Source organism: Micromonospora sp. NPDC003944, assembly GCF_053605225.1.
In genome coordinates this window covers 41,678-64,219 of record NZ_JBSGIV010000040.1, presented here as the reverse complement: position 1 = coordinate 64,219, position 22,542 = coordinate 41,678, and the positions used below count along the sequence as shown (strand labels likewise).

Below are 22,542 nucleotides of genomic sequence, written 5' to 3'. Positions count from 1 at the left end.
CCGCCCGGATCGGCAGGTACGTGTCCGCGACCGCACTGGTCCGGGTGAACCGCGGCAGTTTCCGTCCTGTGCGGACGGAAACTGTCCAAGATCTCTCAAGGATAGGGCTGCGAGATGGGCAGTACGGCGGCAGGTCCAGCGGGACACCCCACATCACCAAGACGGTTTGACCACCGCACTCGCCGTCCCGATCGCCGCACCTGAAGGCTCAGCGACGCCGCATCGCCGGGTCGAGCAGGGCGGGCGGGGTGTCGAACTTCTCGGCTGCGGCGAGGTCGACCCCCGGTGCGACGATCGCGTCGATCGCGTCCAGCACGTCGGCCGGGAGCACGGTGTCCGCGGCGGCGAGTTGCGAGTGCAGGTGGTCGATGGTGCGCGGGCCGATGATCGCGCTGGTCACCGCCGGGTGCGCGGTGACGAACCCGAGTGCGAGCTGGATCAGGGTGAGCCCCGCCTCGTCGGCGACGGTGGCCAGCCGCTCGACCGCGTCGAGCCGGGCCTGGTTGGCCGGGATGCTGAGGTCGAAGCGGGCGGGCAGGAGCGCCGAGCGGCTGGTGGTGATCTCCCGGCCGGCACGGATCGCGCCGGAGAGCCAGCCGGAGGCGAGCGGGCTCCAGGCGAGCACACCGAGCCCGTACTGCTCGGTCACGGGCAGGACGTGGGCCTCGATCCCTCGTTGCAGGATCGAGTAGCTGGGCTGCTCCGTGACGTAACGGCTCAGGTGGTGCTCCCGGGCGGCCCACTCGGCCTGCACGATGCGGTACGCGGGGAAGGTCGAGGAGCCGAAGTAGCGGATCTTCCCCGCCCGTTGCAGGTCGCTGAGCGCGGAGAGGGTCTCCTCGTCGCTGGTGGTCGGGTCCCACCTGTGGATCTGGTAGAGGTCGACGTGGTCGACGCCGAGGCGGCGCAGGCTGTTGTCCAACTCGGTGACCAGCCAGCGGCGCGAGCCGCCCCGTTGGTTGCGCTCGTCGCCCATCGGCATGCCGGCCTTGGTGGCCAGCACGATGTCGTCACGGCGGCCGGCGATGGCCTTCCCGACCATCTCCTCGGACTCGCCCTGGCTGTACATGTCGGCGGTGTCGATCAGGTTGATCCCGGCGTCCAGCGCGGCGTCGACGATCGCCGTCGCGTCACTCTGGCTGGTCTGGCCCAGCTTGCCGAAGTTCATCGCGCCGAGGGCGAGGGTGCTGACCTGGACGCCGGTGCGCCCCAGTGTGCGGTACCGCATGGCTGTTCCTCCACGGAAAGGGTGAGGTGGCACTGCGCCACCCGCTCTGACAACCGAAGCAAGTGGAACCATGTTCCGCTAAGAACGATACGGAACAGCGTTCCGGATGCCAAGTGACGAGGGTTACGGCAGGCGCCGCAGGCTGGGCCATCCCCTGGAGTGCGACCGCGATAGCTTCTCGATCATGGTGGAGTGGGAGCTTCGGCCGGCCTCGATGGCGGACGTCGAGGCGGTGGCCGAGCTACGGGCGGTGGTGCTGCGGGCCGATCTCGAACGGCTCGGGCGGTACGACGCACAGCGGGTGCGGCAGCGCCTGCGGGACGGTTTCGCGCCGGCGTACACCTGGGTCGTCGAGGTGGGCGGCGGGTTCGCCGGCTGCGTGGCGCTGCGACCCGCCGCGGACGCCCACTGGCTGGAGCACTTCTACCTGGCCCCCCACCTACAGGGCAGCGGCATCGGCACTGCCGTGCTGCGCGACCTGCTGGATCGGTGCGACAGCGCCGGCACGCTTGTCCGGCTGAACGTGCTGCGCGGCAGCCCGGCCCGACGGCTGTACGAGCGGCACGGGTTCACGCTCGACAGCGAGGATCCGGTGGACGTGTTCATGGTCCGCACACCCGGGACCGGCCGGGTGTCAATGTAGCGTTGACAGATGACGTCGGAGCTGGCCCGGTTGGCGAACGTGCGCGCTGCCCGCGCCCGGCTCGACGAGCAGGAACTGGAGATCATCGACCGCGCGCGCCACGACGGCGCGACCTGGGCGCAGATCGCCACGGCCCTCGGCCTCGGCAGCCGGCAGGCCGCCGAGCAGCGTCGACAACGGCTGGTGGCGGCGCGGTGGTCGCGTCGACAGCAGCTCGACCTCCGGCTGCCTCCACAGGTCGCGGCGCTGCGGACAGCAGTGGCCGACCTCGGCCGCTGGATCAGCGCCGATCAGCGGTGGGACAGCCGATTTCCCCGTGCGGCACTGGTGCGAAGCACCGTGGACGCCGCGCTGGACGCCACCCCTGGCGCGCTGCACGCGTTGGCCCTGCACCTCGCCGCCGATCTCGCACATGCGGGCGAGCGACTGCCCGCACCCGCGCAAACCGCCGCAACCGCGATCGACGCCGCCCTGTCAACAATCCGTTGACGGGTCGTCACAGCATTGCCCGCTCCCCGCTCAAGGCCAAGGATGTGAGTCACCTCGACTCACCCCGGAGTGCTCATGCGTCGCAACGCGGGCCTGTTCGTGGCGATCTCCCTGCTGTCCGGCTTCGGCAGCAGTGCCATGTCCCTGGTCGCCGGCATCTGGATCCTGGACCTCACCGGGTCCACGAGCCTCGCGGCCCTGGCCGGGCTCTGCGTGTACGCCCCGGTGCTCGCCGGCCCGTGGCTTGGCGGTCTGCTCGACCGAGCGCCCCGACGACCTCTGGTCATCGCCGTCAACCTCATGTTGGCCGCTGCCCTGCTGGCACTCCTCGCGGTTCGCGGCCCGGGGCAGACCTGGCTCGTCTTCGCCGTATCGTGCGCCTACGGTCTCAGCTACGTGTTGATCGACGCCGGCGAGACGGCGCTCCTGCCGTCGGCGCTGGCACCGACCGAACTCGGCGACGTCAACGGGTGGCGCTCCAGCGCCCAGGAGGGCATGAAGCTCGTCGCTCCCCTGGCCGGTGCCGGCCTCTACGCGTGGCGGGGCGGCCATGCGGTCGCCGCCCTCAGCGCGGCCATGCCGATCCTGGTCGCCACCCTGTACGCGCTACTCCGCCTGAACCGGACGCCCACCGACCGGCCCACCGAACGCGGCAGCGGCCCGCGTACCGGATTCGTGGTCCTGTTCGAAGCGCGAGCCACGGGGGTGCCGGTGGTCCTCGCCGCGGTGTCGATAGCCATGTCCGGCTTCACCACGGCGGGCATCTACGCGGTCGTCGTCACCGAGCTGCGCCTGCCGACGACGTTCCTGGGTGTGCTTGCCAGCGCGCAGGGCGCCGGTTCCATTCTCGGTGGTCTGATCGTCGGCCGGATCATCGCGGCACGGGGTCCCGTCACCGTCGGTGTCGCCGGGACGGCGCTGTTCGCGATCGGCTGCCTGGCACGGTGCCTGCCGTGGTGGCCGGCCACGGTCGTCGGGGCGGTGGTGGCCGGCGTCGGGCTGCCGTGGACCCTTGTCGCGGCGGTGACCGCCGTGCAGACCCACACGCCGTCGGCGCTGCTGGGGCGGGTCTCCGCAACGGCGAACACCGCGATGTTCGGACCACTCGTCGCGGCGATCCCGCTCGGCTCCGCGGCCGTCCACCTCGGCGCCCGCCCGCCCCTCGTCACCGCCGCGGCGATCTGCCTGACGGCAGCGGTGGCGACCGGGTTCAGCCGCGTACCGGATGGGTTGCCTGGAAGGCCAGTCGGCGGTCCGCGTCGGCGGCGATCCGGTCGAGAATGTCGTCCAGGTCGAGGAAGACCGACCACCGCTCGCGGCCGGTGACGTCGGCCAACCGGTCCACAAGCAACTCCTCCAGGTCGGTGACCCGCTTGCCCTTCCACACCTTGTCGGCCAGGCTGACAAGCAGGTCGTCGACATCGATGCCGCCCTGGTGCCAGGACGCGTGGTTACGCGCGAACCGGGCCGACGACTCCGCAACGCCGTGTTGGAGCAGCAGTTCGTAGCCGGCGGGCTCGTGCGCGGACCCGGGGCCGGACAACTCCTCCGGATGCCGAACCTTGCCGATGTCATGGGTGGCAGCGCCGAAGAGCACCGCCTCACGGTCGAACGGAAGGTGCGGAAACCGGTGCGCCATCGCGTCGGTGAGCTGGGCGGCCACGTCGTGCACGGCCCGCAGGTGAGCGGCGAGGCGCGGCGGCGCGTGCAGGGTCTCCAGCAGGGCGACGACCCGGTCGGGCAGCGGCCGTAGCGGCGGGTCCGCGGGTGCGGTGAGGGCGCGGCGCAGCGAATCGGAGGTCACCGCAGCAAGAGTACGACCACCGCGCTCGACGGCCGTGCGCCTGGATACTGTCTAGTCATGCCGCTCAGTCCGGACGAGGTCGAGGTGTTCGAGCGCTCCAGGGCCCGCCTGGAGGCGATCGCCTACCGCCTGCTGGGCTCGGCAAGCGACGCGGAGGACGCCGTCCAGGACACCTTCCTGCGCTGGCAGGGCGCCGACCGGGAGCACGTCGAGACCCCCGAGGCGTGGCTGACGAAGGTCCTCACCAACGTGTGCCTCAACCAGCTGACGTCGGCGCGGGCCCGGCGGGAGACCTATGTGGGCACCTGGCTGCCCGAGCCGGTCCTCGCCGGGGACCGGATGCTCGGCCCGCTCGACACCGCCGAGCAGCGCGAGTCGGTCTCGATGGCGGTGCTCACCCTGCTGGAGCGCTTGTCGCCGAACGAGCGCGCCGTGTACGTGCTGCGGGAGGCCTTCGGCTACTCGCACGGCGAGATCGCCGAGATCCTCGGCATCACCGAGTCGAACTGTCAGCAGACCTATCGGCGGGCCAAGCAGCACGTCGCCGCCGAACGGGCCCGCACGGAGGTCGACCGGGCCGCCGCGCGGAAGATCGTCGCGGAGTTCCTCGCGGCGGCGAACAATGGCGAGATCCAGCGGCTCGTGGAGTTGCTGACCGACGACGCGACGAGCACCGCCGACGGTGGCGGCAAGATCCCGGCCCGGTCCGCGCCGATCGTCGGCGCACTCGCGGTGGCGAAGTTCCTACGGGGCCTGTTCAAGCCGGCCGACGTCAAACGGGACCTGGTCGGTGGCAGCCCGGCCGCGCACGTCGCCACCGCAAACGGCGCTCCGGCGGTGGTCGTCGTGATCGACGACCGGGTCATCGGCGTGATGTCCCTGGAGGTCACGCCGGAGGGCGTCGCGGCCATCCACAACCAGGTCAACCCCGACAAGCTCGCCCGCGCCACCCGGCAGTGGGCCGCCTCCGAGCACGAGGAACCCACCCTCCACGTCTGGTGATCCAGCTCATAGCCGCGCCCTGTCAGGAATCGCGTCGCTGCCCGGTTCAGGAAGCGACCACCACCGAGACAGGAGTGCCACCATGAAGCACCGCATCGTCGTCCTCGGAGCGGGGTACGCCGGAGCCATGGCCGCCGGGCGTCTCGCCAAGCGGCTGCACCCGGACGACACCGAGATCACTCTCGTCAACGCCGACGCGGATTTCGTCGAGCGGGTCCGCATGCACCAACTCGCCACCGGACAGGACCTCCCTCCACGTCCACTCGGCGAGGTCTACGCCGGCACCGGCGTCACGCCTCGGGTGGCGCGGGTCACCGCCGTCGACGTCGACCGCAGGACCGTCGCGCTCGCCGGCGACCACGGCACCGACGAGATCACCTACGACACGCTCGTCTACGCCCTGGGTAGCGCTGCCGCGGACCATGGAGTCCCGGGGGTCACCGCGCACGCGTACGACATCTCCGGCAGGCCCTCGGCGCTGCGGTTGCGCGACCGCCTCGCCCACCTCGCGGCCGGCGGGACCGTGCTCGTCGTCGGCGGGGGCCTCACCGGCCTCGAAGCGGTCACCGAGATCGCGGAAGCCCGGCCGGACCTCGACGTCGCGCTCGCCGCCCGCGGTGGTCTCGGCGACTGGCTCAACGGCAAGGCGCAGCAGCACCTGCGGGGCGTCTGCGACCGGCTCGGCATCACCGTGCACGAGCACGCCGACATCGCGCGGGTGGAGGCGAGCGGCGCGGTCACCTCCGACGGTCGGGAGATCCCGGCCCAGGTGACCGTGTGGACGACCGGCTTCGCCGTGCACCCCATCGCCGCCGCGACGACCCTCGCGGTCGCGGAGACCGGGCAGATCATCGTCGACGACACCATGCGGTCGGTCTCACACCCCGAGGTGTACGCGGTGGGCGACGCCGCGATCGCCGACGGACCCGGCGGCAAGCCACTACGGATGTCCTGTGCCTCGGGCATCCCGATGGCCTGGCAGGCCGCCGACGCCATCGCCGCGCGGCTGACCGGCCGGGCGACGTTCCCCAAGGCCCCGCTGCGCTACTTCAACCAGTGCATCAGCCTCGGCCGCCGCGACGGCATCATCCAGTACGTCACCGCCGACGACCGGGCCAGGTCGGGCCTCCTGACCGGGAAGCTGGCGGCCCGGTACAAGGAGTTCGTCTGCACGGGCGCGGCCTGGAGCCTCCGGCACCCGGTCCTCTACCCGGTCCGCCGCCACCGCATCGTCGCGACCCGGACCGAGATCCGCGCGAACGTGTCCTGACCGGACGTGCGACAGCCTCCGACTGTCGCACTGGCTGCGGAGCACGCGAGGACCTGTCGGCAGTCGGGCGGGCCGGAACCCCACCGGGAGCGGCCCGCCCGCAGTGGCCTATTCGGACCTGTTCGGAGCACTCAGACCGGCTGCGTCTGCTCGACCAGGTGGACCAGCACCAGCGCCGTGCTCCTGTCCGGTTGCACGAACGCGGTGCGGATCAGGTACGTGCCCCGAGGCAGGTCCACCGCGAGGTGGGTGGCGTGCTCCAGCCCGTCGCCGGTGTAGCCGGAGTCGAACAACTCGGCCGGCCCACTCGTCGTCCAGGTGCCCGCGTCCTCCCAGTCGGCGATCTCGAGTGCCCGGGGAATGAGGCGGACGACCTCCGCTTCGGAGGGTGCGTAGAGCCACCGCACGAAGACCCGCCGCTCCGGCAGGTACGTGGTGGGGGCCGGTTCGTCGGCCAGAACGAGCGCCTGGTCGGCACCGACCTCCAGCACTCCCACGTAACCGTCGACCCGGCAGGCCCGCTCGTAGTCACCCCAGGAGTCGTCGTCGTCCACCGACGCGCCCCTCCACTCGCCGAGCGCCGACGTGGGCACCACGATGAGCGGCCCGCCGCCGGAGTCGACCCACGGCAGCTCGCTGACCGGCCTGCGCGTACGAGCGAGGACGCCGGCCAGGTCGCTCATGTCGGTCACGATCGCGTCGGCACCGGCGGCGGCGAGGCGTTCCGCCTTGCCGGGCCGGTTCGCGTACCCGATGCAGGCGACACCTGCCGCTCGGGCGGCTGCGATGTCGGTGGTCGAGTCACCGACCAGCACAGCGGCACCGGGTGCGACCTTCAGCGCCCGCAGGGCCTGCACCACCGGCGCAAGGTTGGGCTTCAGCAGGTCGGGGTGCTCACCTCGGCCGATGACGGCGGCGAAGTAGCGGGCCCGGTCGCGGCGCCCGAGGTAGGCGCGGATGGCTGCGGCGGAGTTGTTGCTGACGATGGCGAGGGGACGCCCGGTCTCCAGGCACGCCGCGACCACGTCGAAGGCCCCGATCGTGGCCTCCGCCGACGCCGACGCCTCGACCTCGGCCGCCGCAAGTGCCGCACCGACGACGCCGACCAGGTCGGGCGCGAGCACGGCGGTCGCGCGGAACAGCTCCAGCGGGTCGTCCCCGTCGCGCAGCTCGTCGGGCAGGGCGACGCCCCGGTCGAGGATCAGTTGACGCAGGTCGGCGGCGATGCGCGGCGCGGCCTTTCTGCCGAACAGGCGGCAGATCGGGCCGTCGAAGTCGACGAGTACGACCTCGGCCCGCTCGGCGATGTCGGCGAGCCAGTCGGTTGGCGGTGCCGCCTCGGTCGTCATCGTGCGCCCCCGCCTGCCGTCGTCGCCGTCAAGGCTGTCGATCCTAGAGGCCAGCGAGCGGCCGAGCCGTCCTCGGACGACTCGGCCGCTCGTCGCTGGGTCAGCGTGTCACCCGGGTGGCCGGGCTGTCGCCCGGCAGACCCCCCGCATCGCGGTCCGCCTCCACCGGCGGCAACGGGGTGGTCCCGAGAACGCCTGAGGTATACCGCTCAACACCGCATCCGCCCCGACGACGATGACCGACGGTGACGGCCGAGCCGTGCGGTCCGGTCAGAACCCGCCCCACTGCCGGGCCGAACACTTCCAGGTCTTTCCGTCGTCCTGCGAGATGCAGACCGCGAGGAACTTGCCGAGAAACGGCAGGGTGAAGGTGAAGATATGGGCCTTCGTCTTCGCGTACACGACGCCTGACTTCTCGGCGATGTCGGCAAGCGCCCACCCGGGGTCCGGTCGGTCCACTGTCGCCACCCGGCGTAGCGACGGGATGTCCTTGCCGTCGAGGAGCGTCCTGATCTCGTCCGCCGAGGGCTCTCCCTCGCCGACAAGCGTCTGCACGCTTGACGGGCCGTCGACGGCGACGCCACCATTCGCCTTCTCGAAGGCCGCCCTCGTCCCGCCGACCGTGGTGCCACCGGGGAGGTCGAGGGTGAGAACCAGTTCACCGGTCCGGCGCGACAGCAGGCACTCCCAGACGGACTTGCCGGACGCGACGCACATGGTCAGGCACCACTCCCGCCCGTCCGGGGTGGACGAGGCGAAGAGCAGGGACGTTGCCGTCCCGCCCTCGCCCCTGCCGTCGTACGCCCCGTCGGCGAGGTCGGCCATCGTCGTGCCGAGCACGTCCCGGCTACCCGGGATCGTGCCGACGACAGTGACACCGTCGACCTCCTTGCCGGCGGCGAGCGCCTCGAGCTGGTCGCGGGTGAGTTTCCGCCCGCCGGTGTCGACGGCCAGCACCGTGTCCAGGTCGCCGACGGGCCGGCCGGTCAGGTCCTCGAACTGTTGGAGCATGGTCCCCGGGGCGCCGGGGTGGTCGGTGATCGTCGTGCGGGCCTCGCTGTCGGCGGCGTGGGACGGGGCGTACGAGGCGGTCAGCCCGACGAGCAGGGCGGCCGCGACGACCGTGGCGCGCCTGGTGACGTTCCGCAGAGTTGTCATGCTGTCCTCACTTCCGTGATCGGAGTCGGCGGGTCGGAACGGGCTACCAGCGACACGTGACGATGTCGCCCACGGTGTTGGGGGACCCCCACTCGCAGTGGTCGTCGATCCACTCACCGATATAGTTGATCGTGTCCACGATCCAGGCGAACACCGACTTGATCGCGCCCCAGAGGCTGAAGTAGACGACTGTCGTCTCCGGGGTTCCGCCGGCCTCGTCGATGACGTCCTTCGTCGACATCGCGGCATCCGGCTTCTCGATGATGTCCAGCACCCGTACCCCGGTGTCGTCCTTGCCGGCCAACAGCGCCGCGATCTGTTCGGGCGTCCGCTCCTTGCCGTCGTCGACAGCGACTATCGCGCGGTCGACGAACACCTCTGGGCTGCCGCTGACAGCCCTGGCGATACCGGCGATCTCGCCCACCGTGAGGTCGTTGCCGAGCGCGGGGCCGGTGAACCGCCGGACCGACACGGCACCTGACGGCTCCACCTGGATCGCGTCGGCCGTGATCCTGTCGTCCTCTCCGAAGGGCTCCCAGGCGTACGCCCACGTCCCGCCGGCGCAGCGGAACGGACCGTACTCCCGCCCCTCGGGCGCGGTCTCGGTACGGACGACGCCGCCGCGCTCGTCGACGTGCTGGACCACGCAGTCGGCGCCCTTGCGCGGCGGCTTCTCGGTCTGCGCCACGGCGGCGGAGGACATGGTCAGCACCGTCGCGCTGACCACCCCGACCACCGCGAGGCGGTGTGCCAAACGACTCATCGGACGCTCCATTCCTGAACGGAAGAGACTGGTGTCCGAAGAGTGCCGGGCTGCGCTGAAGCGGCCCGGAAACGGCGCTGAAAGAGGGTCAGCGCAGCCGGGTGGCGTCGAGCTGTTCGAGGTCGACGCGGATCGACTCGGCGTCGGCATCGCCGAGTTCGTCGAGGATGGTCAGGGCTCGACGCCAGGCGGCACGGGTGGCGGTGAGGTCGTCGAGCGCCCGGTGGCTCCCGCCGAGGTTCACGTACGTGCTCGCTTCGGCGTACCTGTCGTTGACCTGGGTGAAGAGTTCGAGCGCGTGCTCGTAGCAGGCGATCGCGCGCCGGTCGTCCCCGAGCTGGTGGTGGGCGTGGCCGAGGCTGTCCCAGGTGTCGGCCTGTCCCTGGACGTCGTCGACCTCCTGCAACATGCGCAGCGCCTCGCCGCACGAGTCGAGGGCACTGTGGTAGTTGCCGAGCAACGCTTCCTGCCAGCCGACCGCGTTGAGGGTGTACCCCTGCCCGGCCCGGTTCCCGGTCCCCCGGAACAGCGCCAGCGCCTGCCGGGAATGGCGCAGCGCCTGCTGGTGCTGCCCCTGCCGCTCGGCCAGCTGACCGAGGTTGAGGCAGGTGTGTGCCCGGCCGGCGTCGTCACCGACGTCGGTGAACAGGTCGAACGCGCGCCGCAGGTGGTCGTCGGCCTCGTCGTACCGTCGCAGGCGGGAGCAGGCGAGACCGAGGCTGCGGTGTGCGTGGCCCTGCCCCGTCCGGTCCCCGATGCGGGACGCGGCAGCCAGGGCTATCTGCTGCGTGCCCAGCCAGTCCTGCCAGTGCCCCTGCCGGTGCAGGAAACCGGCCAGGGTCCAGGCGAGCCGCCAGGCGTGTCCCTCGAACCCGGAGCGCGCCGCGAGCGGCACTGCGGCGAGCAGGACGGGGACCTCGACGGTGAACCATGCCGTGGCGGCCGACCGGCTCCTGGGGCGTTCCGCCGTCACGCCCGCCCGAGGCGGCGGGAGGCTGATCGCGCTGAAGTGCGGGTGCAGTGCGAGATCGGCGGCGTGGGCGGTGTGCAGGCAGTGGTCGAGCAGCCGGTGGACGGCGGCACGGCGCTCGGCCGGCGGCTCCGCCTCGTCGGCGAGGTCGGTGGCGTACGCGCGCAGCAGGTCGTGGAACGCGTAGCGCCCGTACGTGTGCTCGGTGAAGAGGTTCGCCCGGGTCAGCTCGGTGAGGAGAGGGCCGATCGCCGGCCCGTCGACGCCGGCCAGGCTGGCCACGGCCGGGGCCGAGACATCCGGACCAGGGTGCAGGCTCAGCAGCCGGAACAGCCGGGCCGCCGGTGGGCTGAGCGTCCGGCACGACCAGGAGAAGACCGCCCGGACGTCGGTGGCCTCGTCGCCACCGTGGAAGGCGTCCAGGTCGCCCAGCTCGCCGGCGACGGCGGCCAACGAGAACTGCCGGTTGGTGGCGGCTCTGGCCGCCACGATCGCCAGGGCGATGGGCAGCCGCGCGCAGCGGTCGGCGATGGTGTCGGCCGCGCCGGGTTCGGCGGCGACCTGACCCGCCCCGAGCCGGCGGACAAGCATGTCGCGGGCTTCGCCGGGGCTCAGCAGGGCCAGGGGCACCGGTTGGGCGCTCTCGGTGACGACGAGCGGGATGAGCTGGTCGCGACTGGTGACGATGGCGAGGCACTCCGGTGAGCCGGGCAGCAACGGCCGGACCTGTTCGGCGTCGCGGGCGTTGTCCAGCACCACGAGCAGTCGCTTGCCCGCCAGCGTCGTGCGGTACAGGCTCACCATCGTGTCCGGGTCGCTGGGCATCCGCGCCGCCGGGACGCCGAGCGCCTCCAGGAAGCCGTGCAGCGCTCGCGCCGGCTCGGTGGGTGCGGCCGCCGGGTCGAAGCCGCGCAGGTTGACGTAGAGCTGCCCGTCGGGGAAGCGCTCGGCCACCCGGTGCGCCCAGTGCACGGCGAGCGCGGTCTTGCCGACACCTGCCGTCCCGGACACCACGACGGCGCCGCCCCGGTCGACGAGCGTGTCGAGGGTGGCGAGCTCCGCGTCACGTCCGGCGAACGTGGGTACGGGAGGAGGCAGTTGCGCCGCGACAGGTGCCGCCGCAGCCGGCCCCGCCAGCGCGGGCGCGGCGATGGCGGTGTCCTGGCGCAGGATGGCGCACTCCAGGTCGCGGAGCCGCGGCCCCGGGTCGATGCCGAGGTTGTCCCGCAGGTTGTCGCGCAACCGTCGGTAGGTGGCGACCGCGTCGCCCTGTCGGCCGTCGCGGTACAGGGCGAGCATCAGCTGCGCGTGCAGGTGCTCGTCGAAGGGGTGCTGTCGGACGAGCCGTTCCAGACCGGGTACGAGCCCGGCGTGCTCACCGACGGACAACCTGGCGTCGGCGAGCGACCGTTCGGCCTCCAACCGCAGGCGCGCCAGGTGCTCCGCCTGCTCCTCCAGCCAGGCCGACCCGGCCACGTCGGCAAGCGGTGGACCCCGCCACAGCGCCACCGCGGCCGTCAGGTGCTTCACCTGCTCGTTGTGGTCCGTCGACCGCCGGGCCAGCTCGATGAGGCGCTCGGCGGCCTGGACATCTGTCGAGTCTGGCCCGGTGTCGAGCAGATAACCGGGCGGGCGTGCCACGATCGTCCCCGGCTCGCCGAGCACTCCGCGCAGGTAGGAGATGTGGCGTTGCAGCGTGTTCGCCGCGGTGGCCGGTAGCTGGTCGCCCCAGACCACGTCGATGAGCCGGTCGACGCTTACCACCCGGCCCGCGTGCAGCGCCAACGTCGCCAGCACCGCCTTGCGGCGCAGGCCGTTGACCGCCTGCGGTCGGCCGGCGACGACCACCTCCACCGGCCCGAGCAGCCTGACCCGTACGCCCGAGGCAGCCGTCGACATCACCGGCTCAGGCTAAGTCTCCAGCCCAGCGACCTCGGTCGGTTCGTCGCGCACTGGACACGTGCGGCCAGCCTGGCGCTCGACCCGGTGCGCACGAATACGGTGGCAGGCGATGACGGTGGTGTGGCAGGGTTCCCGTCATGATGCAGCCCCGAAAGGTCCATGGCGCGTAGGTCCCCCGGCGCGCTACGCGCCCTGTCGAGGTCGGCCAGTCGGAACGCCGACAGGATCCGCTTCATCGACGGCCTGTCGATCGGTGCCAACGCGGCCATTGTCCGGCTCGAACGCAGGCATCCCGGCCTTTGGTCGCTGAAAACCGCGCTGGACGGCTATCGCCGTGCGATCAGGCAGTCGGGGCGGTGGCTGGATCTGTCTCCGGACTACTGCTCATGCCCGGGTTGCGGCGATGTGGTGGAGCACCGGGACGTCCTGGGCGATGCGCTGCGCCGACTGCCAGCGAGGGCCCGTCGCGAGTTGCAGCGTGTCGTCGACCCGTTGGACGAGGAGTTTCTCCGCAAGACCCTGCCGGACCCCCGAGCTGCCGAGCTGAGTTCCTGGCACGCGCAGGCGTGGTGGCGGCAGCGGCTGAGGGATCGGTGAACGCGCCACGTCGACCGGGACGGCCCGCGACCCGGTCACCGAGTAGCCTGCCGACGACCGGAGGCGGTACCGGCCGAGTCGTACGAGGGAGACCGTGGTGTCTGCGATCGCATCCTTGACCCTGGTCCCCAGGGACAGCATCCCTCACCTGGCCCACCTGGCCCGCACGGCACCGTCGTCGCTCCACTCGTACCTGGCCGAACACGGGAGCAGAGTCCGGAGGGAGTACGACTGGTCCGGCTACTGCCTGCTGTACGTCCTGACCTATCTCCAGGAGCACGGCATCGACCTGGAGCGGTCGGCCTTCCATGCCGAGTCGGAGGCCATCAACGGTGCTTACGGTCTGACCGTCCTCGTCACTCCCGCCCCGCAGCGGTTACTGGACCAGCTCGATCCCGCCGAGCACCGCGCGGAGGAGTTGGCCGCGCACTTCGAGGAGATGGGGATGGACTTCGAGGAGAGCGGCACGGCCGGGCTGGACGGGCTGGGGCTGCTGCGCGACAGCATCTCCGACCTCCGCGACGACCAGGTGTTGCTGCTGCACATCGGCTGAGGCCGGCAGTTTCGCCTCTGCTTGATCGTCGCCGGCGGGTCCCCGGCGGTTTGGTTCGGGCGGCGGCGGGAACCCGCGCCACCGGAAGGCCGCTCACCGTTGGAGGAGCTCATGGGCTGGTTCCGCGCGGGCCGCGGCACCTCCGCGACGGCCACCACCAGAACCAGCAACCCGATCGGTGCGGAACGAGATCCGAAGCGACTTGTCACCTTCAGCGACGCGGTCATCGCCATCGCGGTCACCCTGCTCGTCCTGGAGATCCAGCCGCCGGAGGACACCGAACACCTGCTCCGCGGCCTCGTCGAGCTGTGGCCCTCATACGTGGCGTACGCCATCACCTTTCTGCTGATCGGGCAGATGTGGGTGAATCACCACGTCATGTTCGACCACATCCGGTCCGCCGACCGGCTGCTGCTCCTGCTCAACACCATGCTGCTGATGGTGATCGCGTTCCTGCCGTTCGCCTCGTCCCTCCTGGCCCACGCCTTCGAGTCCGGCCACGGCCAACGCACCGCACTCATCTTCTACGGGGCCACGTACGTGGTGGCCGCCATTCTCTTCAACGTGATCTGGGAGTACGCCAGGTATGGACGCCGCCTGTTGACCTCCACCACCGACAACGACACCGCCTGGGCGATCAGCAGACGTTTCCGCCCCGCGCCGTTCTGGATCGTCGCCGGGACCGCGCTGGGCGCCCTTCATCCGGTCGTGGGCCTCGTGGTGGTCACCGCGTTCATCCCCTTCTACTGGCTGCCGATCAAAGGCGAGATTGCAAGCATCAAGCGCACCCGCGAGCAGAGCCACGGTGACCGGTAGCCGGCAGACCGGCGCTGGGTGTCAGCTCGCCGCGCCGGGCCAGACCGTCACCCGAATCTTCCACGCGCCGCTCATCGGCTGGACGAACTCGACGACTGCGACGTGCAGATCGCCCTGCGTGCGGACGCAGTATCGGCTTCCCTTGACGAATCGGGAGTCGGTCGTCGGGAAGCTGTTGAGCAGCGAAAGGCAGTCCTGCCGCTGCGGCGTGCCGGGCTGGTCCCACTTCGCCAGACCGGGCCAGGCCGGGTAACTCTTCAGCAATGCGCCGGCGTCGTAGATGTCGATGCTCGGGTCCGGGCCCGCGGCGACCTTCGGTGGGTCCGCGTCGAGGTCGACACCGTTGTTGGTGAAGAGCAGTTCGTACGGACCCGCGCCCGCGCCTTCCACCGGAGCGACACGCGTTGGCGTTGCCTGGGCGCCGGCCGTTCCGGCCGGGTCGAGGGCGACGGAAGGCGTGGTGGCCACCTGGTGACCGCCGTCCGCGCCGAAGCCGCCAATCTGGTGGACGAAGGCTGCGGCACCGACGATCGCGGTGATCAGGGCTGCGATGGCGGTGAGCATCCCGGTCATCGTCTGCCAGAACGGCTCCCGCCGTCCGGAGCCGTGCTGCGGATCGGTCACGCTCTTTCCTTCCGCCACGTGGCTCTCGCGCTGATCATCGCACGCACCTGCCACTCGGCATTGCCTTTGGCGTTCTGGACATCGACGGTCGTAAGATGCCCGCCGTGGGATATTCGGTGTGGCCGTCAGGCCGTCTGCACCTACCGGAGTCGGACGACATCGCGGCGACCGCCGCCGCCAAGGCCGCGATGGCCGAACACGCGGGTTGGTACAAGCCCGATGCGTCTCCGTCGGATGACACGCTCGTCGACCTAGCGTGCGAGGCCAGAGCATCCATAGCCCGTGACGGAGACTGGATCGAGTTCGACCATGACGACGAGGGCGACCCCAAGTGGTCGTACCAGGCCATGGCCTTCTACGTCGCGATCGCGCCATTCGTGCGCTCGGGGGTGGTCCACATCGAAGGCGAAGACGGCGCTCGTTGGTCCTACGTCTACGCCGACGGACAGATGACCCAGCAGGGGTGGAATGGTTGGGACGGGTCCGTCGAGCCGTTTGGCAAGTACGTCGATCTCCCATCCCAGGACGACTAAGGCCCCTTCGTGACGTGGCGGCTTCACCGTGCGCTCGACCGGCCGGGAGGTCGATCTGCCGAAGAACTCGATACCTCAGAGGTATGAATATGACTCTGAGGTATACCGCTCACCACCGCATCGGCCCTGACAGACGTGACCGACGGCGCCCGGCCTGCTGAGCCGGCCGGACCCTAGATTGGTGGCACGAGCAGTCGGATCTCGCAGTGGGACCAGTGGAGGCAGCGTGTCGATGGCCTACTGAGCGCGGGCAGGGCTCGACAATCATGCGGCACTACCCCCAGGGCCTCCCCGCTCTCGCTGGCCTGTCAGCTCTCCAGCGCTCTCCCCCGGAAGTGCTCGGGTGCCATCAGAACGGCCGGTGAAGCGAGAAGTCTTGCTCACGAGCGACCTCACGAAGAGAAGCCTGCCGCCTGGGATCCGCTTTCGCTCATGACTTCGGGTCGTCGACAGGCCCGGCTGACCAGAGGGAACGTTTGGTGGGGCGGGCGGGGCTCGAACCCGCGACCGAGGGATTATGAGTCCCCTGCTCTAACCGGCTGAGCTACCGCCCCGAACACCGCGCCGGATCTTATCCCGCTCGGCGGTCAGCAGCCAGCACCGAGCCGGCCTGGTGCCCACGCCTGCGCCAGCACGATGGGCTACAGGAATATAACAGCGTGCTCGGGTACGACGATCAGCCGGCGCGCAGCTCGTCAAGTACGGCGCCGGCGGCGCGCCAGCCACTGGTGAGAGCGCCCTGGATCGATGGGCTGTCCCGATGGTCACCGGCCACGAACAGGCCCTCGCCCAGCGCCACCGGCTTGCGCAGCCGGTCCTGCGGGGGTGGCGCGGCGGGGAGAGCCTTCGGCACGGCAACCGTGGTGAGGTGGGTCCAGTCGGCGGTGGAGTGGCCGTACAGCCGGGTCAACTCGGCCCGGATGGTCGGCTCCGGTGGGGCGGTCGGGCCGACCACCGACGTGGCGATCAGGTGCCGTCCGGCGGGCGCGTACGTCGCGGCGGCGTTGCTGAGCACCACCGTGTTCGCCACGAGTTCGCGTCGGTCGCCGTCGACGAGCAGGATCGGCTCGTTGAGCGGCGGCTCGGGCGCGCTGTGGTAGTAGGTGGTGTAGCTGTGCATGCGTACCGTCGCCAGGGCTGGCAGCAGCGCGGACGCGGCGGGTGGGTCGACGGCGACCACGACGGCCCGGCAGCGGATGTCGCCGGCCTGGGTGCGGACCCGGCCCGGGGCGACCTCCGTGACCGGGGTGTCCAGGTCGAGCAGGTCCGCGGGCAGCGGCGCGGCGATGGCCCGGGGCAGCGCGGCCATTCCTTCGGCGGGCAGGCCGATCCGGCCGCGGGCGAAGGAGCGCAGCACCATCGCGAACACGTGGCTGGAGGTGGAGAGTTCCCGGTCGACGAACACGCCGGACAGGAACGGTCGCAGCAGCTCCTCGATGATGGCGTCGGAGAGACCGGCCCGGCGCAGCGCCGTTTCGGTGCTGGTCTCCGGCGCGGCGAGCAGTCGGGACGCGGGCAGGGTGGCGCAGCCGGTGGCGAGCGCGGCGAAGCGCAGCCGGTCGAGCAGCGAGCCGACCCCGGCGAGCGCGGTGCCGGGCCCGCCGGTCGGCTCGCGTACCGGGTTGACCAGCCGCACCAGGTTGTCGCCCTTGCGGACCAGCACGCCGGAGGTGAAGTACCCGAGGTCGAGCGTGTCGGCGTCGAGCAGCGTGCCGAGCCGGGGGTAGGCGGTGTTGAGCACCTGGAAGCCCCGGTCGATGAGGTGACCGTCGACCACGTCGGTGGCGACCCGGCCGCCGAGCCGACCCCCGGCCTCCACAAGCCGCCAGGGCACGCCGGCGCGGTGCAGCCGGCGGGCGGCGGCGAGGCCGGCCAGGCCGCCGCCGACGATGACCACATCGGTTTCAGCCAGCACCGCGCGCCTCCCGCTCACCGTTCGTCCGGGACAACCGGCCCGGCCACCAGATCTTCGGCCCGATGTCGTACGCGAGTGCGGGCACCAGCAGCGACCGGACGATGATGGTGTCGATAAGTACCCCGATCGCGACGGCCGTACCCAACTCGACGAGCACCACGAGCGGCAGGACGGCGAGGGCGGAGAACGTCGCGGCGAGCACGATGCCGGCTGAGGTGATCACCCCGCCGGTGACGGCGAGACCGGCGAGCACCCCGGCGCGGGTGCCGCGCTTGACCGATTCCTCGCGAACCCGGCTCATCAGGAAGATGTTGTAGTCGATGCCGAGCGCGACCAGGAAGACGAACGCGAACAGCGGGAACGACGAGTCCACGCCGGGGAAGTCGAAGACGTACCGGAACAGCAGCGCGCAGAGGCCGAGGGTCGCCGCGAAGCTGAGCAGCACGGTGGCGATCAGCAGCAGCGGGGCGAGCAGCGCGCGCAGCAGCAGGGCCAGGATGACCGCGATGACCACGAGCACCACCGGGATGATGACGTTCTGGTCGCGCTTCGCGGCGTCCGAGGTGTCCACGTTGATCGCGGTGAAGCCGCCGACGACCGCGTCCGCGCCGGGCACCCGGTGTACGGCCACCCGCAGCTCGCGGATGGTCCGCTCGGCGCGGTCGCTGTCCGGTGGATCGGTGAGGGTCGCCTCCAGCTGCACCCGGCCGTCGACGACCTTCGGAGCGGCGTCCTCCTGGGGTGGGCCGGTCTGCGGGCCGGCCGTCAGGGGGCGGACGTCGGCGACGCCGGGCACGTCCTTCGCCACCTGGGCGACCTGTCGGGCGGTCTGTTCGGTGGTGAAGATGGTGGCCGGGCTGCCGGTGCCCGCCGGGTAGTGCCGGGAGATCACTTCCTGGCCGTCGACGGAGTCGGTGCGCTGGGTGAAGAGGTCGGACTGGCCGAGGGTGGTGGCGCCGAGCTGGGTGAGGCCGAGGGTCAGCAGGGCCAGTACGACGGCGGTGCTCAGCCAGATCGGGCGGGCGTGCCGGGCCACGAAGCCGGCGACGCGACTCCAGATGCCGTGTTCGGCCCGCGGGTCGGCCTGGTCGGCGCGGGGCCGTCGGGGCCAGAACGCCCACCGCCCGCCGAGCACCAACAGCGCGGGCAGGAAGGTGAGCATCACCAGCAGGGTCGCGGCGATGCCGATGGCGGCGACCGGGCCGAGCGCCCGGTTGGAGTTGAGGCTGGACAGCAGCAGGCAGAGCAGGCTGACGATGACCGTGCCACCGGAGGCGATGATGGCCGGTGCGGCACCCTTCCAGGCGGTCTTCATGGCGTCCCACGGGCGGTCGTGCCGGTGCAGCTCCTCCCGGTAGCGGGCGATCAGCAGCAGCGCGTAGTCGGTGCCCGCACCGAAGACCAGCACGGTGAGGATGCCCTGGGCCTGCCCGTTGAGCTTGACCACGCCCGCTTCGGCCAACAGGTAGACGAAGACCGAGGCGAGGGCGTACGACATCCCGGCGGCGAGCAACGGGAAGATCCAGAGGACCGGGCTGCGGTAGACGACAAGCAGGATGACGAGCACCACGACCAGGGTGACGAGCAGCAGTGGCCCGTCGATTGCGGAGAAGACCTCGATCAGGTCGGCGAGCAGGCCGGCCGGGCCGGAGACGTCCACGGTGAGGCCGTCCCGGTCGCCGCCGGTGATGTCGCGCAGGTGCTCGACGACGGTGCCGATCTCCTCGCCCTCGGCGTCGTCGACGGGTACGACGACCTGGAGTGCCTGGCCGTCGGCGCTCGGTATGGGTGGGGGCAGCGGGGTGACCACGCCGGGGATCTGGGCGAAGCGGGCGACGTCGGCGCTCACCCGTTGCCGGTCGGCGTCGGTGATGCCGGCCTTCCGCTCGTAGACGACCACGGCGGGGATCGTCTGCCGGTCCACGAACTCGCCGGCGAGGTCCTGGGCGCGGGTCGCCTCGGCGTCGGTGGGCAGGAACGCGGCGTTGTCGTTGGTGGCGACCTCGCTGAGTCGCCCCGCGTACGGGCCGGACACGCCGCCGATCACCAACCAGGCCAGCACGACCGCCACCGCGATCAGCGTGGCCTTGCCGCCTCGTCTGGACATCCGCCCTCACTCCATGGATCCGACGCACTGAACGCGAGTCAACATCGCCCATCCTGCCGCCGAAACCACTCAAGCCAGTGCGAATCCGGCATCCCGCCGGCAGCAGACGTCCCGCCCTCGTCGATCATGGAGTTGTGGTGGCGGACGAAGGCCGCATAGCGCCACACAACCGGCACCACGACTCCATGATCGACGCCGGGGGCGGGGGCGGGGGCGGATACGACGAACGCCCGCCGGCCTTGGGCCGACGGGCGTTGGGTGGAGAAGCTCCCCCGATTGGACTCGAACCAATAACCTGCCGGTTAACAGCCGGCTGCTCTGCCAATTGAGCTACAGGGGATCGTGCTCCGCGCGGCTTCGGATCTCCCCCGACGCCGTGCGACGGGACAAGAGTACAGGACTTTCCCCGGGGTTGGTCCAGTGGGTTCCCTCCCCACCCGCGCATCGACAAACGGGGTAAATCGCCATCCTGGCACAAGCATGCTTGAGCGGAGAGCAGGATGGGTAGTTAGCTGCGGACAGAGGACGCAGGCGCGAACAGGTCGCCTTCCGACGGGGCAACTCGCCGGGGCGACGGCGCGTCAGGTACGGAAGGAGCCGCCATGCGCGGAAAGATCATGTTTCTTGGCGGGCTGGCTGCGGGATTCGTCCTGGGCGCCCGTGCCGGCCGGGAGAAGTACGAAGAGCTCGTGGTCCGGGGCCGCAAGGTGCTCGACCACCCGACCGTCCAGGAGGCGGCCGGGGTCGCGCAGGCCCAGGCCACCAAGCTCTACAGCGAGGGTAAGGACAAGCTCGGCCAGACCAAACTGGGCGAGAAGCTGGGCACCGGCAACGGCAGCACCGGCACGCAGGAGTTGACCGCCGCCGACGACGCGTTCGCCGGCACGCCCGCCACCGTGGGCGCCAAGGCGGGCACCAGCACGGTCGGCACGACCTCCGGGTCGCCGTCGTCCACCAACCCCCGCACCAAGCCGTCCGGCTCGGGCACGAACGCCAGCACGCTCTGACCAATCGCACGTCGACGGGCCGGTCGCCGCAGGGCGACCGGCCCGTGGTCTGTCCGGCGTACGGTCAGTCCTTGCTGCTGAACGCCGCGTCGAAGGCGGCGCTCGGAGCGTCGAAGGCGAGCCGGCGGACGAACTGCAACGCCTCCGGGGCACCGACCAGCCGGTCCATCCCGGCGTCCTCCCACTCCACCGAGATCGGGCCGTCGTAGCCGATCGCGTTCAACGCGCGGAAGCAGTCCTCCCAGGGCACGTCGCCGTGGCCGGTGGAGACGAAGTCCCACCCACGACGCAGGTCGGCCCAGGGCAGGTGCGAGGCGAGCCGGCCACGCCGGCCGTCACCGGTACGCACCTTCGCGTCCTTGCAGTCCACGTGGTAGATCCGGTCGGCGAAGTCGAAGATGAAGTTCACCGGGTCCAGTTCCTGCCACACGAAGTGCGACGGGTCCCAGTTCAGCCCGAACGCGGGCCGGTTGCCGATCGCCTCGAGCGTCCGCTTGGTCGTCCAGTAGTCGTACGCGATCTCACTCGGGTGCACCTCGTGCGCGAACCGCACCCCCACCTCGTCGAACACGTCGAGGATGGGGTTCCACCTGTCGGCGAAGTCCTGGTAGCCGCGCTCGATCATCGCCGGCGGCACCGGCGGGAACATCGCGAGGGTGTGCCAGATCGACGAACCGGTGAAGCCGACGACGGTCTTCACCCCGAGCTTCGCCGCAGCCCGCGCGGTGTCCTTGATCTCCTCGGCGGCCCGCTGGCGAACACCCTCGGGCTCCCCGTCGCCCCAGATGCGGCCGGGCAGGATGTCCTGGTGCCGCTCGTCGATCGGGTGGTCGCAGACCGCCTGACCGACGAGGTGGTTGGAGATCGTGAAGACCTGGAGGTTGTGCTTCGCCAGGGTCTCCTTCTTACGCTCGACGTACGAGTCGTCGGCGAGCGCCTTGTCGACCTCGAAGTGGTCGCCCCAGCAGGCGATCTCCAGACCGTCGTAGCCCCACTCGGAGGCGAGCCGGCAGACCTCCTCGAACGGGAGGTCGGCCCACTGGCCGGTGAAGAGCGTGATGGGTCGCGCCATTGTCCTTCTCCCCTGATGTGATGGGGATTCCATGTGCGGACCGGGGCGAGGGTGACCGGACGTACGCGACGCTCGGGCGGTCACCGGTGGGTGCGGAACACACCTGAACCCGGCGGGTTGCGCCTCCCACCGGGTCACCGGCCACCAGCACGGTCGCCGCCCCCACCCTATTTCCGCGCCACCCCATCGGGGAAGCCCCGCAGCCGGCCGATCATTCGGCCACCTCCTCGGGCGCGGGCAGGACGGCCCGTACGGTGAAGCCGCCCCCGGCGCGCGGGCCGGCCGAGAACGTGCCGCCGAGTCGCTCGGCGCGCCGGCGTACCCCCAGCAGACCCCGACCGGCGGCCTGGGTGCCGCCGCCGGACGGAGCGGGACCGGCGCCCTCGTCGCGAATCTCGATGGTGATGCCCGCGGCGTCGTAGCGCAGACGGACACCGACAGGTGCGCCAGGCGCGTGCCGGTCGGCGTTGGTCAGCGCTTCCTCGATGATCCGGTACGCCACCACGTCGACCGGGCCGGGCAGCGGGCGAGGCTGCCCCGCCATGCTCCACCGCACCGGTTGACCGGCGGTGAAGCCCTCCACCAGAGCGTCGAGACGGTTCAGGCTTGGCGTCGGCCCGGACGGGTCGTCGGACTCCTCCGCCCGGCCCAGCGCACCGAGCAACTGATGGCCTCGCGCCAGCACCGTCCCGCGCCACTGCGCGAACAACCCCATGCAGGTCAAGGTACGGCAGCCACCT

At 71.0% G+C, this 22,542-nt stretch carries 21 protein-coding genes and 2 tRNA genes; 10 read left to right on the top strand and 13 right to left on the bottom strand.

Annotated features, from left to right (window positions below; genetic code table 11):
• Positions 1-208 precede the first annotated feature (208 nt).
• Entirely contained in the window at positions 209-1,228 is a 1,020-nt protein-coding gene (locus tag ACWER9_RS20395) for an aldo/keto reductase (RefSeq protein ID WP_452303316.1), read from the bottom strand.
• A gap of 184 nt (positions 1,229-1,412) precedes the next feature.
• Between ACWER9_RS20395 and ACWER9_RS20390 the strand changes: the two genes are divergently transcribed.
• From ACWER9_RS20390 to ACWER9_RS20380, 3 genes are all read left to right on the top strand, one after another.
• Positions 1,413-1,871, top strand: coding sequence for an N-acetyltransferase family protein (locus ACWER9_RS20390; RefSeq protein WP_452303315.1), 459 nt, complete (start codon positions 1,413-1,415; stop codon positions 1,869-1,871).
• A gap of 9 nt (positions 1,872-1,880) precedes the next feature.
• Complete coding sequence (locus ACWER9_RS20385) at positions 1,881-2,360, top strand: hypothetical protein (protein WP_452303314.1); 480 nt, start codon at positions 1,881-1,883, stop codon at positions 2,358-2,360.
• Positions 2,361-2,435: 75 nt separating this feature from the next.
• Positions 2,436-3,686: an MFS transporter gene (locus ACWER9_RS20380; protein ID WP_452303313.1), complete on the top strand. Its 1,251-nt coding sequence runs from the start codon at positions 2,436-2,438 to the stop codon at positions 3,684-3,686.
• On the opposite strand, the gene ACWER9_RS20375 is transcribed toward ACWER9_RS20380, so the two are convergent.
• The gene (locus ACWER9_RS20375) at positions 3,571-4,164 is read right to left on the bottom strand and encodes an HD domain-containing protein (RefSeq protein WP_452303312.1); all 594 of its coding nucleotides are present in this window, start codon (positions 4,162-4,164) and stop codon (positions 3,571-3,573) included. The genes ACWER9_RS20380 and ACWER9_RS20375 overlap by 116 nt on opposite strands.
• Positions 4,165-4,221: 57 nt before the next feature.
• On the opposite strand from ACWER9_RS20375, the gene ACWER9_RS20370 reads away from it, so the two are divergent.
• Positions 4,222-5,166 (top strand): RNA polymerase sigma-70 factor, encoded by a 945-nt coding sequence (locus ACWER9_RS20370; protein WP_452303311.1) that lies wholly within the window; start codon positions 4,222-4,224, stop codon positions 5,164-5,166.
• A gap of 82 nt (positions 5,167-5,248) precedes the next feature.
• Positions 5,249-6,436, top strand: coding sequence for an NAD(P)/FAD-dependent oxidoreductase (locus tag ACWER9_RS20365; RefSeq protein WP_452303310.1), 1,188 nt, complete (start codon positions 5,249-5,251; stop codon positions 6,434-6,436).
• Between the two features lie 131 nt (positions 6,437-6,567).
• On the opposite strand, the gene ACWER9_RS20360 is transcribed toward ACWER9_RS20365, so the two are convergent.
• From ACWER9_RS20360 to ACWER9_RS20345, 4 genes are all read right to left on the bottom strand, one after another.
• Positions 6,568-7,785 (bottom strand): Imm21 family immunity protein, encoded by a 1,218-nt coding sequence (locus ACWER9_RS20360; protein WP_452303309.1) that lies wholly within the window; start codon positions 7,783-7,785, stop codon positions 6,568-6,570.
• A gap of 270 nt (positions 7,786-8,055) precedes the next feature.
• The gene (locus tag ACWER9_RS20355; RefSeq protein ID WP_452303308.1) at positions 8,056-8,943 is read right to left on the bottom strand and encodes a hypothetical protein; all 888 of its coding nucleotides are present in this window, start codon (positions 8,941-8,943) and stop codon (positions 8,056-8,058) included.
• A 43-nt stretch (positions 8,944-8,986) separates the two neighbouring features.
• Entirely contained in the window at positions 8,987-9,706 is a 720-nt protein-coding gene (locus tag ACWER9_RS20350; protein ID WP_452303307.1) for a hypothetical protein, read from the bottom strand.
• 88 nt (positions 9,707-9,794) lie between these two features.
• On the bottom strand, positions 9,795-12,575 hold the full coding sequence (locus ACWER9_RS20345; RefSeq protein ID WP_452303306.1) for a BTAD domain-containing putative transcriptional regulator: 2,781 nt from the start codon (positions 12,573-12,575) through the stop codon (positions 9,795-9,797).
• Between the two features lie 162 nt (positions 12,576-12,737).
• Between ACWER9_RS20345 and ACWER9_RS20340 the strand changes: the two genes are divergently transcribed.
• The 3 genes from ACWER9_RS20340 (at position 12,738) to ACWER9_RS20330 (ending at position 14,544) form a co-directional block, all read left to right on the top strand.
• On the top strand, positions 12,738-13,175 hold the full coding sequence (locus tag ACWER9_RS20340) for a hypothetical protein (RefSeq protein ID WP_452303305.1): 438 nt from the start codon (positions 12,738-12,740) through the stop codon (positions 13,173-13,175).
• 97 nt (positions 13,176-13,272) lie between these two features.
• Positions 13,273-13,728 (top strand): hypothetical protein, encoded by a 456-nt coding sequence (locus ACWER9_RS20335; protein ID WP_452303304.1) that lies wholly within the window; start codon positions 13,273-13,275, stop codon positions 13,726-13,728.
• Between the two features lie 111 nt (positions 13,729-13,839).
• Positions 13,840-14,544 carry a TMEM175 family protein gene (locus ACWER9_RS20330; protein WP_452303303.1) on the top strand — a complete coding sequence of 235 codons (705 nt, stop codon included), beginning with the start codon at positions 13,840-13,842 and terminating at the stop codon, positions 14,542-14,544.
• A 21-nt stretch (positions 14,545-14,565) separates the two neighbouring features.
• Here ACWER9_RS20330 and ACWER9_RS20325 read toward each other — a convergent pair whose 3' ends face one another.
• Positions 14,566-15,168, bottom strand: a complete 603-nt coding sequence (locus tag ACWER9_RS20325; protein WP_452303302.1) for a hypothetical protein — start codon at positions 15,166-15,168, stop codon at positions 14,566-14,568.
• A 104-nt stretch (positions 15,169-15,272) separates the two neighbouring features.
• Between ACWER9_RS20325 and ACWER9_RS20320 the strand changes: the two genes are divergently transcribed.
• Positions 15,273-15,701 carry a hypothetical protein gene (locus ACWER9_RS20320; RefSeq protein WP_452303301.1) on the top strand — a complete coding sequence of 143 codons (429 nt, stop codon included), beginning with the start codon at positions 15,273-15,275 and terminating at the stop codon, positions 15,699-15,701.
• Positions 15,702-16,178: 477 nt separating this feature from the next.
• On the opposite strand, the gene ACWER9_RS20315 is transcribed toward ACWER9_RS20320, so the two are convergent.
• The 4 genes from ACWER9_RS20315 to ACWER9_RS20300 all read right to left on the bottom strand — a co-directional run bounded on the left by ACWER9_RS20315 (position 16,179) and on the right by ACWER9_RS20300 (position 20,063).
• Positions 16,179-16,255 (bottom strand) — tRNA-Ile (locus ACWER9_RS20315).
• 122 nt (positions 16,256-16,377) lie between these two features.
• Positions 16,378-17,616 (bottom strand): FAD-dependent oxidoreductase, encoded by a 1,239-nt coding sequence (locus tag ACWER9_RS20310; RefSeq protein ID WP_452303300.1) that lies wholly within the window; start codon positions 17,614-17,616, stop codon positions 16,378-16,380.
• The gene (locus ACWER9_RS20305) at positions 17,606-19,723 is read right to left on the bottom strand and encodes an MMPL family transporter (protein ID WP_452303299.1); all 2,118 of its coding nucleotides are present in this window, start codon (positions 19,721-19,723) and stop codon (positions 17,606-17,608) included. The genes ACWER9_RS20310 and ACWER9_RS20305 overlap by 11 nt, the downstream gene beginning before the upstream one ends.
• A 267-nt stretch (positions 19,724-19,990) precedes the next feature.
• A tRNA-Asn gene (locus ACWER9_RS20300) sits at positions 19,991-20,063 on the bottom strand.
• Positions 20,064-20,325: 262 nt separating this feature from the next.
• Here ACWER9_RS20300 and ACWER9_RS20295 point away from each other — a divergent pair.
• Positions 20,326-20,730 carry a hypothetical protein gene (locus ACWER9_RS20295; protein WP_357358432.1) on the top strand — a complete coding sequence of 135 codons (405 nt, stop codon included), beginning with the start codon at positions 20,326-20,328 and terminating at the stop codon, positions 20,728-20,730.
• A 64-nt stretch (positions 20,731-20,794) separates the two neighbouring features.
• Here ACWER9_RS20295 and ACWER9_RS20290 read toward each other — a convergent pair whose 3' ends face one another.
• Positions 20,795-21,802 carry a sugar phosphate isomerase/epimerase family protein gene (locus tag ACWER9_RS20290; protein ID WP_452303298.1) on the bottom strand — a complete coding sequence of 336 codons (1,008 nt, stop codon included), beginning with the start codon at positions 21,800-21,802 and terminating at the stop codon, positions 20,795-20,797.
• 211 nt (positions 21,803-22,013) lie between these two features.
• Positions 22,014-22,517 carry a sensor histidine kinase gene (locus ACWER9_RS20285; protein ID WP_452303297.1) on the bottom strand — a complete coding sequence of 168 codons (504 nt, stop codon included), beginning with the start codon at positions 22,515-22,517 and terminating at the stop codon, positions 22,014-22,016.
• Between the last annotated feature and the right edge of the window lie 25 nt (positions 22,518-22,542).